The 13,627-nt window shown below is 44.5% G+C and carries 10 protein-coding genes; 2 read left to right on the forward strand and 8 right to left on the reverse strand.

From position 1 onward, the window contains the following. Positions 1-32: 32 nt before the first annotated feature. A complete protein-coding gene (locus H70357_RS33180) occupies positions 33-410 on the forward strand; it encodes a BlaI/MecI/CopY family transcriptional regulator (RefSeq protein WP_038598023.1) in 378 nt (125 codons plus the stop codon). Beyond that, on the forward strand, positions 407-2,650 hold the full coding sequence (locus tag H70357_RS35570; protein ID WP_081966061.1) for a M56 family metallopeptidase: 2,244 nt from the start codon (positions 407-409) through the stop codon (positions 2,648-2,650). The genes H70357_RS33180 and H70357_RS35570 overlap by 4 nt, the downstream gene beginning before the upstream one ends. Before the next feature lie 178 nt (positions 2,651-2,828). On the opposite strand, the gene H70357_RS33190 is transcribed toward H70357_RS35570, so the two are convergent. The 8 genes from H70357_RS33190 to H70357_RS33225 form a co-directional block, all read right to left on the reverse strand. Continuing rightward, on the reverse strand, positions 2,829-4,343 hold the full coding sequence (locus H70357_RS33190; protein ID WP_038598025.1) for a hypothetical protein: 1,515 nt from the start codon (positions 4,341-4,343) through the stop codon (positions 2,829-2,831). Between the two features lie 419 nt (positions 4,344-4,762). Beyond that, positions 4,763-6,352 (reverse strand): ABC transporter substrate-binding protein, encoded by a 1,590-nt coding sequence (locus H70357_RS33195; protein ID WP_038598027.1) that lies wholly within the window; start codon positions 6,350-6,352, stop codon positions 4,763-4,765. A gap of 54 nt (positions 6,353-6,406) precedes the next feature. Beyond that, on the reverse strand, positions 6,407-7,288 hold the full coding sequence (locus tag H70357_RS33200) for a carbohydrate ABC transporter permease (protein WP_038598028.1): 882 nt from the start codon (positions 7,286-7,288) through the stop codon (positions 6,407-6,409). Positions 7,289-7,328: 40 nt separating this feature from the next. Next, complete coding sequence (locus tag H70357_RS33205; RefSeq protein WP_038598029.1) at positions 7,329-8,249, reverse strand: ABC transporter permease; 921 nt, start codon at positions 8,247-8,249, stop codon at positions 7,329-7,331. Positions 8,250-8,398: 149 nt separating this feature from the next. Then, complete coding sequence (locus H70357_RS33210) at positions 8,399-9,973, reverse strand: response regulator (RefSeq protein WP_038598031.1); 1,575 nt, start codon at positions 9,971-9,973, stop codon at positions 8,399-8,401. 12 nt (positions 9,974-9,985) lie between these two features. Continuing rightward, on the reverse strand, positions 9,986-11,719 hold the full coding sequence (locus H70357_RS33215) for a sensor histidine kinase (RefSeq protein WP_038598033.1): 1,734 nt from the start codon (positions 11,717-11,719) through the stop codon (positions 9,986-9,988). 280 nt (positions 11,720-11,999) lie between these two features. Beyond that, positions 12,000-12,545 carry a DinB family protein gene (locus tag H70357_RS33220; RefSeq protein WP_038601162.1) on the reverse strand — a complete coding sequence of 182 codons (546 nt, stop codon included), beginning with the start codon at positions 12,543-12,545 and terminating at the stop codon, positions 12,000-12,002. Positions 12,546-12,610: 65 nt separating this feature from the next. After that, positions 12,611-13,558: a helix-turn-helix transcriptional regulator gene (locus H70357_RS33225; RefSeq protein WP_038598035.1), complete on the reverse strand. Its 948-nt coding sequence runs from the start codon at positions 13,556-13,558 to the stop codon at positions 12,611-12,613. Positions 13,559-13,627: the final 69 nt, after the last annotated feature.

Raw genomic sequence — 13,627 nt, forward strand, 5'->3', positions numbered from 1 at the left:
TAAACAAAAATCATTGAAAAAAGGTGAAGACAATGCAGGAGTCCCCACGCATTACCGAGGCCGAAAGCGAAGTGATGAAGCTCCTCTGGCAAAAAGAGCCTTTGTCCGCAAATGAGATTATTTCTAAGCTGACGCAGCAGATGCAGTGGTCGGATCAGACGATTAAAACCTTTCTGAACCGGCTGCATAAGAAAAAGGCGATTGCATTCGAGAAGTCTGGCCGGAACTATCTCTACTATCCGCTGGTTTCACACGATGAATACTTAAAAACTGAAAATCGTTCTTTCCTGGACAGGGTTTATAAAGGGGCCGTCGGTATGTTGTGCGCGAAATTTCTCGAAGAAGAGAACCTCTCGGAGAAAGAAATTGAGGAGCTTCAACAACTTTTGGAGAAAAAGAAGAACTCATGAAATCTATCGACACCTTTTTCCTCCTCTTCCTGGCCGCGTCCCTGGCTTCAACGGTCATCCTGCTATTGTTGCTCTTGGCCCGGAAGCTGTTCCTCAAGCGTCTTAGCCCTAGAATCCTGCATGCATTGTGGTTTATCGTTTTGATTAAGCTGCTGGTTCCCTTCGCTCCGCAAAGCCCTGTCAGCCTATTCAATCTAATACCGCAAGCGTTGCCTGTGGAATGGAGTCTGGAGCAAAAGAATACCCTCCCGATGCTTTCTTCCGAATCCGACTCCAGTACGAAGGTGACAGTAACGGATAGTGGAGAAAAAACCTTGCGTCCAGACACTGTCCCGATCCGTTCGGGAGAACAAGGTTCGTCTATTGCACAGCAGTCTCCTCAAGAGAACATCTATGAGAAAGTTCGCGATGGGCTGAGCGGGTTAGCAGTAAGCACGCTTGTTTGGCTTGCAGGACTCCTTTTTTTCGGTTCATACTCCCTGTTCTTCACGCTCAAATTCAGAAGCAGGGCCGGAACCTCCCGCAAGTCAGACAACCCGGAGGTGCTCTCCGTTCTCGCGGCGTGCCTAGAGAAATTAGGCATTCGCCAAACCATTCCCGTCTATGAAACGAGCAGTCTTCGCAGCCCGTGTCTCTATGGCTTAATGAAGCCGAGAATTTATTTGCCCGAAGATATCGTCGCAATTGCCGATACAAGGCAGCTCACACATATTCTGCTGCATGAGCTGACCCACTATCAACGCAAAGACTTATGGTTCAACTCCCTGTGGACGTTAGCGGTCTGGCTCCATTGGTACAATCCGCTGGTTTGGCTGGCCATGAAAAAAATGAATGCCGATCGGGAGGTCGCCTGCGACGCAGGCGTGCTTGAGGTGCTGGGTGAAAAAGAAGCTGCGTCGTACGGTATGACACTTCTTATGCTGTCGCGCTTATTTTCCAGAACCTCTGCCCCGCGGGTCAATCTTTCGCATTTCTTTGAGCACCAGAATGAAACGAAACGGAGAGTGACGATGATCGCCAAGTTCAAAAAAGGTTCGTACAAGCTATCCGCCGCCGCTATTCTCTTGGTGCTTGCCTTGAGCATCGTCTTGCTCACCAATGGAGCACAAGATGCAAATGGCACGCAACCGGATGTTAATATCCATGCAACAGACTCCCAGAAGCAAACTGTTTCTTCATTCAGGATCGTCAGACCGATTGACTCGTTCAAATGGTTTAACCGTCTAGACCGGGCGATTGTTTTTTCCAAATTCGACTTTAATGTACCTGACTATCTGCCCGAAGGTTACCAGCTTGAGAATGTGACATTGAGTGAGCTATTCTCCAAAGCGAACCAAGTTGACCTCATTGATACAGTAACCATTACTTATGTGTCCCATTTCGGACAAGAAGATGAGAAAAGATTCGAGATGCTCGCCTCCAAAGGCAAGGGTAATATGCTGGAGCACAAGTTATTGTGGGGCGCTCCATATTCCCAAGAGGACACAGCCTCTCCTTCTTACCGGCAGGAGGTGGTTGCGATGGGCAATATCCAAGGCACTCTATTCACGGCAAAACAAGTCAACGGGCGTAAGCCGGGGACGGGCATAAGCTACATCTGGCAAGACAAGGATATAGCATATGCGGTCAATTTCGATAGCCTGTTCACACAAGAGGAGCTATCGAAAGTCGCGCAATCCTTTGTTTCTCCGCAGCAGGTTCAGCATGTCCGCTACGATGGGGAGGGAAATTCTTTTCCTCTATACGACGAAAAAGATTTGCTCGAAGCGAAGAATATTCTCGGCTTTAACGTGAAGTTCCCGTTTGACTTGCCCGACACCCAGCTTACGCTGGCCGACTCGGTATTGCTGAAAGCCGGAGACCAGAACACAGGGTTCTCGTTCAGACAGACCTCGGATGCCCTGTGGAATGACTATCGGGCACCTTACGATTCCAAAATCTATGATATGAACGATGTACTTTCGCTTTATCAGAGCAAAGCTCCACTGTTCAATGCGTCCAAGCTCTCGTTCATTCGGAAACTGGAGATTAACGGCATCGAAATTTCAGCTTATGCTGATAACGCTCATGTATACTCTGGACCTTTCTATGCTGGCAGCGGCTCAGACAAAACAAAGATAAAAACTCAAACTTATTACTTCTGGGAGCAGAACGGTCTGTACTATGCTGCCAACTTCCTGGGTATGGATAAAGACCAGGAACTAAACCTGAAGGCTTTAGTTCTCGCTCCTGTTCAATAGGTCTGAGTAGCTTCTCCTTGTTGTTATATCAGATTGGCGGAAAGTAAGAAAAGCAGAAAAAGACGACATTCATCCGCAGCTTGGCGAATGAATGTCGTCTTTTAGGAGGTTCCACTGCTCTGGGGGAGCTTTAGAAGCTCATGAGCTTCAAAATCCGTTAGCGATATTTGACAATCAGTTACTCTATTAATTCAATATGTGATTTCAAGTCTAGTTGTAACGAATTTACAGAATACCAATTCCTGAATCCAATTCCAATCGCAGTTAAATCGGAAAGCATATTTGTTCTGTAAACTTCTACAATAGATGTATCTTGATCAGCAACAGAAAATACATAATCTCCATTATTCTCAAGTCTCACTTGTAATATCTCAACATTCCGAACTACATTATAACTAAATATCGGATCAATAGATTTGGATAAAACAACTTTTTCATTGTTAAAGATCCCCCAAATATATGTCTCACCAAGTTTTGTTCTAAAGATAATACCCGCTTGATATGCAGACACTTTAGGTTCTTGTGCAATAGAAATCTGTACATTATATATAAAATTTTGATTAGGCTTTATATGATACATAAATTTAGGAGAATTATTGTAATCATATTCTTTATCAGTTTGAATGCAAAACTTAATAATATCTTCGTCAGACTGTATAATACCTTCTTCATTATTTTCTGCGTTCCATTTCATTTCAGGCATTTCTTTCTGTTGTATTTCCCGTAATGAATAAAGCATAATTAAAACTTCTTTTAAATAAGTTTTTAAAGAATTCTCTAGTATTATTGCTTTTTCTGAGTTCACTTGTACACTAAATGATCGGTTTTCTGTAATTAAGCTTTTTAAATAAACTGAAATAACTGTTTTCCATTCTTTAATAAGTTGCGCAGATGTCTCCTCTATTTTTTCTATTAAGGTACTATTTACTGAAAAACGCTTAAATTGTATCACTAATTCTGCGTTAAGGACTTCCTTTGATTTAACCATTCCTAATAACTTGGTGCCAATGTATTCAGTAGTTATTCCACTGTTGTTCTCTTGGTGCTGTTCCATTGCTATAATCTCATTATTTATCGGTGCATTTAGGATCTCGTTTATACAGGTAATAAGTAATTCTGATTCTAGGGGTTCTAAATGTAAGCTTTCAATTGAAAAAAAGCATTCTGTATTATATGTTTCATGAGAGGATGTCGCCAAACTTTCTAACATTTCCGTAGTGATAACAAATTCATCATATTTATAACCTTCATTTTTCTTTTGTGCACTGTCCATAATATAATAAACCCCTGTTGTGGCATTGTACCCTTTAATTAAAAATAAATGCATCCAATCAGATACATTATAATGATGACTGTAATAAAGCGTTTTCAAGTTGCCGAAGACTAGAACTGGTCTTTGGAGATCTATTTGTTCCCTAATAATCGTATGTATATCTCTGCACAGGGGGAAATAATGTACCTTTAGACCTAAAAGACTCATAACTTCTTCAGTGTTCTTACAAAACTGGTTAAAATCAATTTTTAAATTCGAACTATGATATAACTCAAAACACTTCTGAAGAATTAGATAATAGTTTGAAAAGTAACTCCTTTTCCCCTCTGCAACAATTAATAACGTTTTTTCTAGACAATTCACCTGATCAAGTAAATAATTATCTTTGTTTGGACGAATAAAAGGTAAAATTAAAGTCATACTCATAATCTCCAATCTGATTAGAATAATGAGCCACTTCTGTTAATTAAAAACACAGTTACACAAATCTTCAACGGTTTCAAAGATTATAATATCTAAATCTTCATCATACAGTTCCTCCTATTCAATTTAGGAAATCGTTTGCACAACATTACAATAGCATACCATTTATATGACCTTATGGGAATATAATACTAGTAAAAAGCTGCTGCGAATGAAGGGATTAAGTGAAATCGCTATTTTAATGATCAGGCTGCTCAGGGAGCATGGAGACCACCAGCCTTTGGTTTGATACTTTAATTATACCGAAAAAAAAAAGACATTCTCCTCAGAAAAATGAGGAGAATGTCTTTTTGAAATCTAAATGGATTTTTTCAGTGGTCTCCCCTTTGGGCGGAGGTTTTGCTCATTAGAGCTGTTTACTTGTTTGCCAAGAAAGCATCAATTTGAGCTTGCAGTTCAGCTTGGATTTTATCAATGCCAGCCGATTTCAGTTGCTTGTTCAGCTCTGCAAGGCCTTTGTCGATATCATCAATTACGCCGTACTCAAGCGGAACCGCATAGCGGAGCATCACATTGCCTATGTTGGCGATTTGCGTTTTCACTTTGCTGTTGTCGAATACAAACGTTTCAAGCGGATAATGGTAGACTTCTTTTGCTTCCCAGCCATTCACCAGATCGGAAATTTCTTGCGGGAAGGCTTCATTGTCACGGTTGAGCGGCGAGTTGAAGCTCCAGTTCGAGAAGCCGGTAAAGTTGGCATTTTTAGCGGTTGCTTTATATTTGTCGTCGCCCACCGCTTCATAGTGTACACCGCTTACGCCGTACATCATCAGATCATGCAGTTCTTTATCATTTTGCATCAGATCGATTAACATCAGGGAACGTTCCGGATTCTCGGAAGTTGCATGGACCGACGTACCGTTTTGTGTAGAAATAGCTACCGATTTTTTCTTGCCTTGGTTGATGTCGGCCAGTGCTACTTCATAAGGAGAATTTTCTTGGCGCATTAAAGCCATGAGGGCTCCAAGCGTTCCGTTGTTGTGCGTAATCGATGCCGTTTTGCCTGCTTTAAAATCCGCCTGATGATCGTTTTTGCTGTTCAGAACGTTCTTCGACCATGCATTGTTATCGGCAAGGTCCTTGTAATACACGAGCAGATCTTTGAACTCTTGCGTTTCATATACGTTAAAGATTTGCCCTTTTTCATCCGTCAATTTAAAGGCAAATGGAAGGTCGAGATCAAACATATTCCATTCATTTTGCTGCTTCAGCAAGACGCGGTCCAAATTATGAAATTTCCAGTCCCCTGTTTCCGGAGTGAAAGGCGATACGCCCTTCTCGTTTTGTGCTATCGCTTTCAAATAAGTAGCATAGGTTTCCGGGCTGTTGATTTCTGGCAGATTGTGTTTCTTACGCAAATCTTCACGATACAAAATCAGCTTTTCAACGGACTCCCCTCTGTTTTGCGGAACCATGTACAGTTTTCCGTTTACTTTCGCCTGATCCCAGCCCACATCAGACATCGCAGCCATCGTTTGCGGCATATATTTGGTAAGCAGCTCATCGGTCAATTCCAGGAAGCCGCCTTTCAGCGCCTGATCATTGTAGCCGGCCCAGTTTGCTGAATAGATGAGGTCAAAATCTTCATCCGCCGCCAGCTTCAGTGGATATTTTTGCGCCCAGTCAGACCAGTCCAGGAATTCGCCTTCGACCGTGGCATTAATTTTTTCTTTCAGCTTTTTATTAATTTCAGCAAACACGATATCATAGTCTACAGGTTTGGGACCCACAAAAATCATTTTCAGCTTCACTTCTTTGGAGGTATCAATGGCGCCTGAGGTGTCTGAGCCGCCTGTCGTATCGCTGCCTGGCTCTGCTGACTCTGATGCATTGTTAGTAGCCTGAGCAGGTGCATTGGCATTGTTCTTTCCGCCGCCGCATGCACTCAAAATCATTACGAAGGTTAAAACGAGCGCCAACATGATCAATCTATTTTTCTTCAGCATTTCAAACCTTCCCCCTTATGTTTAAATATATTGATTAACCGGGTTTCCCCGGGTTCACCCTTTCACAGCGCCAATCGTCAAGCCTTGGACGAAGTACTTCTGTACGAATGGATAAGCTAGCAGAATTGGACCGGTTGCTACAACCGTCATCGCCATCTTCAAGCTTTCGGTCGGAATCGAAGTAGTTACGACGGCTCCCGCACCCATCATAGCTTTTCGCATGCCATCCATATTGCCAAGCATTTTATATAAATAATATTGGAGCGGCATCAGGTTTTCATTGGATATAAATAGCAGCGCGTTGTACCAGTCGTTCCAATAGGCAAGTGCAAGGAACAATCCGATTGTAGCAAGCGCCGGTTTAGAGAGCGGCAGGATTAGACGAGCATAGATCTTGAAGTCGCCTGCGCCGTCAATTTTGGCCGATTCTACAATCGCTTCCGGAATGCTGCCCATAAAGGACTTCATGACAATGATATAGAAGACGTTGAGCATCATTGGAATCACTAAGGCCGCCAGAGTATCCTTCATATCCAGGTAGTTGACCATAAGCAGATACCACGGGACCAGCCCGCCACTAAACAAAGTCGTAAAGAAGAAGAAGAAGGAAAACTTGTTGCGCCACTTGAAATCTTTTCTGGACAGCGCGTAAGCGGTCATCGAGGTCAGAAATAAGCCCAGAAGCGTGCCTATTATCGTAACAGCTATTGTCACCAAGTAGGCCTGAATCATTTGCTCGGGATACTTAAACAAAATACTGTAGGCTTCCGTAGAAAATGCAGTCGGTATAAATTGATAGCCTTCCGTTATGATTTTATTTTCTTCCGTAAAGGATGACGATACGACAAGCACAAAGGGAAAAATACATAAAATCGCGAGAAAAATCAGGGATACATAACCAATACCTGAGAATATTTTACGATCGAGCTGCTTCATATCGTTACCTCCATTTTGAAAAACTAAACTCCTTATGCGCTTAGAACAGGGCGCGGTCTTTGTCGTATTTACGGACAGCAAAGTTCACAGTCATGATCGTCACGAATCCAAGAACGGATTGGAAAACGCCAGCCGCAGCCGACATGCCGATGTCATTCGAAGTAATCAGCGATCTGAAAACGAAAGTATCGATAACATCTGTCGAAGAGAACAACAAACCGTTGTTGCCGATCATGTTATAGAACATCCCGAAGTCACCGCGGAAGATATTCCCGACCGCCAGCAGCACCAGAATAATAATCGTCGGATAAAGATTGGGAATCGTCACTTTCATGATCCGCTGAAAAATATTGGCACCATCGATTTCAGCCGCTTCGTACATCTCGGTATCTATGCCCGTAATCGCGGCCAGGTACATCACCGTTCCGTATCCAAGACCTTTCCAGGCGGAAACGAGAACCAGGATATACGGCCAATAGGAAGGTGTATTGTAAATATCGACAGGCTCCAGTCCTAAGCCTCTAAGCAGAGCATTCACAGTGCCGATATCATAGTTGAGCAGGTTATAGGCAATCGCCCCGACAACGACCCATGAGATAAAGTAAGGAAGAAACAGCGCCGATTGTGTGATTTTCCGGAACCATTTGCCGCCGACCTCAAACAACATGATTGCTGCAAATATTTGCAACGAGTTGTTCACGATAATAAACGCAATGTTGTACAATGCTGTATTTCGTGTGACCCGCCAGGCATCTCCCGATTCAAAGAAAAAGCGGAAGTTGTCGAGTCCGTTCCAGGCACTCCCAAAAATACCTCCGGCGTAATCATAATGCTTGAAGGCAATAATGATGCCTGCCATCGGGATATAGGCAAACAGGAGGAAAAATGCAACCGCTGGTGCCAGCATCAATAAGAGAACCCTGTAGTTTTTCAAATCGCTCCAAAATGTATGCCCTTTCATCTTTGCACCCCTCTCTTCTCTATATCTCTGATTATAATAGGGCGGGTGCGGTGACATAATTCAGCGAAACAACTAAACTTAATACTAATTCAACGATTCGACAAAAAATAAGCCCTGTCCCGTCCGGAACAAGAGCCTCACGAATAGATTCAAATTTTGTTTCTCTTCCGGTACTCGCCGGGGGACATGCCCATGTACTGCTTGAACTGCCTATTGAAATAAATAATATTTTTATATCCGGCCTGTTCTGCAATTTCATATATTTTCTTCGTCGGATCTCCGAGCAGCTCGCATACCCGCTTCATTCGCAATTCACTCAGGAAATCGCTGAATAGACTGTTGGTTTCGACTTTAAACAGATGACCCAGATAGTTGGGCGTAAAATCGAAATGAGCGGCAACTTCGTTCAGCGTTACTTTTTGCTCCAATCTTCCTTTCACATATTCCGTGATTTCATCAATTAGCTTCCGCTTTTGTCTTTGCCGTTTCAAATACAGCAGCTCCGACAGTTCAAAGAACCTTCTTCTCAGCCACGAAAGGATATCATGCACCGTTTCGAACTGAAAGAGCACAAAAGGATGATGGGAATCCCAATTCAAAATCTCGTACAAATGCTCATCCATTTGCCGCAGATCGGCATGAAGCTTGGAGGTAATCCGAATGATGATGTCGTAAATATCGTTTTTCTGGGAGATCGGGCTGTCTCCGGCAAACAGCTGCAGCAAGCAATCGTCAATGGTTGTAAGGTCGTAGTCGAGCATAGCTTTAAGCATCCGGTCAACAATAACCTCTACATCCGCAGCGATCTTTTCCTTTGGGTGCCACTCGGAGGCGTCTTGGATGAGCCTGTTTTTGCCGACAATCCATTTGATGCTTAAAGCGGCCTGAGCCTGCCGGTAGGACTTATGCAGCTTGTCGAGTTTGGTTGTGTACATCCCCCGGCCGATGGTAATGGAAAAGGAAAATTCCTGATAGAACGCCCGAATCAGCTCTTCCATCAAAGCGGTGAAATATTGTTCCTGAACTGCAGCCAAGATCACAAAGTGATAGTCATAGGTGGTGATGACCATGCCTAAATTTTGATCGTGAGCGAACTTCCGGATGAAATGATTGGCGCTGCTGCTCCATACACTCCGCTTCTCTTCAGTCCATGACTCTATTTTCCACGCCATGTCGTCGATCTCAACGATGGCTACCGCGGACGCATCTTGTAAATAGGGCACTAGGAAACTCTGAATATGCGTCTCGACCTGACCCGGAGTGGCCTCGTTAAACCAGCGCAGCAACAGTTCCTGATTCACAAGCGTCAGTGTCTCCGACAAGGAAATATGCTGCTTCCGCTCTTTCTCAATCTTGGCGCAGAGTCCCCTCAGCATATGGTTTAGCTCGTCGTCATCGACGGGCTTAAGCAAATAACCGGATGCGCTCAATTGAATCGCTTCTTTGGCATAGCTGAAATCCTGATGTCCGCTAATAAAAACAATATGGATCTCGGGGTTGATCTCCTTCGCTTTCCGCGCAAATTCCATTCCTGACATGATGGGCATACGGATATCGGAGAGAATGATGTCAACAGGATACTGCTCCATCATTTTGAGAGCGGCAAACCCGCTCGCGGCCGTTCTAACATTATGCAAAGGCAAATGCTCATTGCCCGCCACACGCCGTCTGAGCCATTCCAAATCGACCACTTCGTCATCCACCAGCAGAACGTTAATCTCCATCACCATATCCCCCTACTCCCCCAAATCTTCCCGGATTTCCGCATTATCCACCGGTAAAATAATTTGAACTGTCGTTCCCGCCCCAAAATGGCTGCCAATCTGAATGCCGAAATCATTACCGTATCTCAGTTTGATTCGTTCTTCCACGTTTCTCAGACCATAGCTGTCAGAATGAAGCGGGTTCGACCGCATTGTTCTAAGGGTATCCGGCCGCATACCGATCCCGTTATCAATGACCTTAAGTTCAATCCGGTCGCTAAGCTGCTTTCCGGTAATACGGATCGCAATCGTCTCACCGAACCAGGCGTGCTTGAATATGTTCTCGACAAACGGCTGCAAAATCAGCTTAATAATGGGAATCTGTAAAATTTCCGGATCGATATCATAATATACCTTGAAGGCATCCGCATACTTTACTCTCTGGATTTCAAGATAGGTCCTTACCTGCTCCAACTCTTTTTCCAGAGAGATATACACATGCCCTTCGTTTAAGGTGAGCCGATAAAATTTGGAAAGGCCTTGTACCATCCTCGTAACCTTCTCAACTTCCCCCAAATTGGCCAAACTGCCAATCGTCGACAGTGTATTGTACAAGAAATGCGGACTGATTTGGGCTTGCAGCACATCCAGCTCAGCTTGTTTTTTCTGGATGCCCTGCTCGTAGACGTCGTGGATCAGTTCCTGGATGCTCGTGGCCATTTGATTAAAGCTATTGGCAATGTAGACAAATTCATCGTTTCCTGAAAACCCGATTCTTTTGTAAAAATTCCCTTCCTGAAACGACTGGACCAAATATACGATCCGTTTAATTTTTTTACCGGAGATTCGGGCAACCAGGAAACCGATAACAGCCATAACCAAAAAGCTGATGGAACAGACGGTGCCAATCACCTTCTGCATTCTGCTCGCGTCTTTGTTCAAATAAGTGTGCGGTACCCTTGCCTCGATGGCATATCCCGGTATCGGAACATCTTCGCTAATAATCAAATAAGAATCTTGCTTCGCATGTTCATCTACAATACCCTGTTCATATATAGTCGATCCTTGCATCCTGTCAATCAAACGAAGGTCAAGCCCCTGTTCAATCGGAAAGGTATCGAAATTGCCAAAAAGCTCGTCAATTCTCGCCGTGACACGAATATAACCGATAATGGCCGGACCATTTGATGAAACGAGCTTACGGACATACGAAATGTTGCCCAGCTCGCGATCGGTGTCTGCCTGAAGCCACAGGCTGTCTTTGCTATCCGTGACGATCGACTGAAACCACTCCGCATTTTTGATCGTCCGGTAAGGAAGAACATAATAATCGCTTCTACCGATCGGCATCGACATCTCGTCACCGGTAATTTCAAGCATCGTCTCATTCACGGTATAGAGCGTAAGTCTCAGCTTGTTCCCGTACAATTGCAGAGGGGCCTTCATATAAGGAACGATATCGTCTCTCATCTTAAGCATGTTATCCAAAGGCTCCCCCCTAAACTGAAGGGCATTCTGAAAGTTCGAATTGAGAAACAGCGAATTACTCATTCGTTTGATTTCATCCGTCTGGTATTCGATGTTATTCCTTGTCTGCTTCAAAGCGGTCCTGATATTCGTTTCCGCCATCTCTGTCCTGGATTGAATGAGCATCGTATATGCGATATAGCCGACCAGTACATCTGTCAGCAATACAAGAATGAGATACGGAATCATCATCTTGTAGGTGAACGGAATATACTTTTTCCTGAACCAGAACCTCTCCATGGGCATGCTCCCTTGTAACCGTGTCAATGGAATACCTTCATTTTTATCTATTCTACAATGAAATGAAAGCGGTTACTATAGAATGCATTTGGAAATTCGACTTTTAATGACAAAAAGGCCTGCATTTAAGACCCCCCGAACAATAAAAGCTCGCAGCAGCTGTAATCAGCACCCTCTCCATGGTGTGTGTTTCTACCATAGCCGGAATGATGAAAAACAGGCTGTGCGAGCTTCAACTCCATACCTTTCTACCTATTCAGAAGAGGCAACGTTGGCTTGTTCATTCATGAACATGAACCAAACCTTGTTTTAAGCGGTCCAGCTGCAGAAGATGATGACGGTAATGCATTTCAACAAGCAGAAACCATTCCTCTGCGCACAGTCCACCGAATCGCGGATGAGGCACTGTATTTTGTTTGGACGCTTGCTCAAGGGTAGGTTCAATCTCCTTCATTCTCTGGTTGACCATGTGCAGCCCTTGAATTAGCTGCTCTTTGCTTTCCGGCTGCTGCGGCGTATATTGGGGGGAAGGCGGAACCTGAACACGAACGGGCGGGAAACTTCCTTCAGCGAATATAGCCGCACCTGCTTCGGTTTTTCCCGCTTGAGATACCAGGGAATCTTCGCTTGGCACCAGGCATTGATCTACATTGCGAAGCTGCATATACAGCGCCGAGTTAATAAGATGTTGAACCATCTGTCCGATAGACCACTCGTTGTCGCTTGGCTTTTGCTTCAGCTGCTCCATACTGAATGGATCCAGTTCATCAATATAATGTGCCACAGTTTCCTCAAAACGTTGTAAGGCTTCCTTAGTTGTAACCATCATGTATTAGCTCCTTTAATCATCTTTTGTTCTAAGTATACTAAAACGCTACTGACACCCTTATGTCAGTAGCGTTTCAACATGTTCTCCAGTTCGTCTCTAACCCGATTCCGGAAGGATTCCGGCTCCAGTACAACCACTCCGGCTCCCCAGCCGAGCACGGATTGCAGCAGTTCCTCCGCCTGCCTAACACGAAAGGTTACCAGCAAGCCTTCCGGTTGATCCTCTATCGTATCTATATAGAAGTTGTTCGACTCCCTTACCTTATCGGCAATGTCAGGCTGGACCCGGATGCGCACACGGATGTTGCGGTCGTCTGGAGGCCGGTATGCCTCCAAATTAAAATCTGCTGGAAGCTTGAATCCAGCTTCCAGTTCAATAAGCTCCGTCATCCGGGACAACCGGAAATGACGGATGTCTTGACGCAATTCACACCACGCGATGAGTACCCATGCCCCATGAAGGAGCACAAGCCCATAAGGAGCAACCGTACGAACGCTTTGGCGGTTTCCATCGGCTTCGGCAATTTTTTTGGAATAGTGAAAGCTTATTTTTCGTTCCTCCAGGATCGCCTGACGAATCGCTTCCAGGTATGCCTTCTCTTGTATTCGTGATACATCTTCAGCGGACGTACGCAACCGAATGCTCTTACGTATCCGGGCAGCCTCACTGCGGACCGGTTCCGGGAGGATGGCTTCAATCTTTCCTCTGGAAGTACGAGACTTACGGCCATAGTGGACATCAAACCACTGCTCGATAAAATCCGTCCCGATAAGTAACGTCACAGCTTCTTCTACCGTAAAGCTGACTGGCGGCAGGAAATACCCCTCCATTAAGGAGTATCCCTGTCCTGGCGCCCCTATCACGGATACACCAGCTTCACTTAAAGCTTGAATATCCCTATAAATGGTTCTCACGCTTGTTTCAAAGGTAGCGGCCAAATCCTCGGCCCGCAGCACCTTATTACGCTGCAGCTCAAGCACTATGGCTAACAAACGATCCGTCTTATTCATGCGGCTGCACCCTCCCCCTGCTGTTTATGATTATTTGCAATATTCAAATTAGTACTGTATAGTTCTAGT

The organism is Paenibacillus sp. FSL H7-0357 (assembly GCF_000758525.1).
Taxonomy (GTDB): Bacteria; Bacillota; Bacilli; order Paenibacillales; family Paenibacillaceae; genus Paenibacillus_AQ.

Coding starts and splice junctions, on each gene's coding strand:
- H70357_RS33180 (WP_038598023.1), top strand. CDS start 33: ATGCAGGAGTCCCCACGCATTACCGAGGCCGAAAGCGAAGTGATGAAG.
- H70357_RS33215 (WP_038598033.1), bottom strand. CDS start 11,719: ATGGAGAGGTTCTGGTTCAGGAAAAAGTATATTCCGTTCACCTACAAG.
- H70357_RS35570 (WP_081966061.1), top strand. CDS start 407: ATGAAATCTATCGACACCTTTTTCCTCCTCTTCCTGGCCGCGTCCCTG.
- H70357_RS33190 (WP_038598025.1), bottom strand. CDS start 4,343: ATGACTTTAATTTTACCTTTTATTCGTCCAAACAAAGATAATTATTTA.
- H70357_RS33205 (WP_038598029.1), bottom strand. CDS start 8,249: ATGAAAGGGCATACATTTTGGAGCGATTTGAAAAACTACAGGGTTCTC.
- H70357_RS33225 (WP_038598035.1), bottom strand. CDS start 13,558: ATGAATAAGACGGATCGTTTGTTAGCCATAGTGCTTGAGCTGCAGCGT.
- H70357_RS33200 (WP_038598028.1), bottom strand. CDS start 7,288: ATGAAGCAGCTCGATCGTAAAATATTCTCAGGTATTGGTTATGTATCC.
- H70357_RS33220 (WP_038601162.1), bottom strand. CDS start 12,545: ATGGTTACAACTAAGGAAGCCTTACAACGTTTTGAGGAAACTGTGGCA.
- H70357_RS33210 (WP_038598031.1), bottom strand. CDS start 9,973: ATGGAGATTAACGTTCTGCTGGTGGATGACGAAGTGGTCGATTTGGAA.
- H70357_RS33195 (WP_038598027.1), bottom strand. CDS start 6,352: ATGCTGAAGAAAAATAGATTGATCATGTTGGCGCTCGTTTTAACCTTC.